Annotated in this window: 1 protein-coding gene; it reads left to right on the forward strand. The window is 63.2% G+C overall.

Features of this window, described 5'->3' with window-relative positions; genetic code table 11:
* Window positions 1–594, forward strand: a 594-nt coding sequence (locus AXK61_RS25590; protein WP_197466908.1) for a hypothetical protein, incomplete at both ends; no start/stop codon positions are given.

The following is a 594-nucleotide window of genomic DNA, read 5'->3' on the forward strand; positions in this document are numbered from 1 at the left end:
GGATAGCCACGACATGGGTGGTCTGATTCTCCTCACCCCGGAGATTGCTCCGGCGTTTCCTGGGTGGGTTGATGCGGGGGCTCGGGATTACATCACGGGCTTGTTCTCGGGGTTGCGTGCGACGTTGGGGAAGGGGACGCCGGCGTTGCCGCAGGCGGCGGAGACGCCGTATGCGATTCCGCAGGGTGATCTGGGTATTCCTCGGTATGGGGAGACCAAGGTCGTCAATGATCTGATCAAGATCAGTTATGACAATGCGACGGCGACGATGGCGGCGACTGTGGGGAAGTCGGCGGTGTTGACGGTTCTTGCGCGGAATGCGGTGACTGCGGCTGTTGAGTTGTTCAACGGTTTGGCGGCGTCGTTGGTCGAGGATGATTACATGCGGCTTTACGCTGCGGCGGGTTATGCGATCGAGGAGGCGCGTAATGCTGTGGCGGGGTTGTTGGCGCGGCAGTCTCAGCCTGGTGGTCTGCAGGTGTATCCGTCGTGGTTCGTCGGGCCGATCCCGCCCGGTGCCATCCGCGCACCGAGTCCCGCASSWRCGMATCCTGCAGGGACACAGGCGACTCCGTCTGGTACGGTCCCGCGCCC

The sequence above is a fragment of the Tsukamurella pseudospumae genome (assembly GCF_001575205.1).
Classification (GTDB): Bacteria; Actinomycetota; Actinomycetes; order Mycobacteriales; family Mycobacteriaceae; genus Tsukamurella; species Tsukamurella pseudospumae.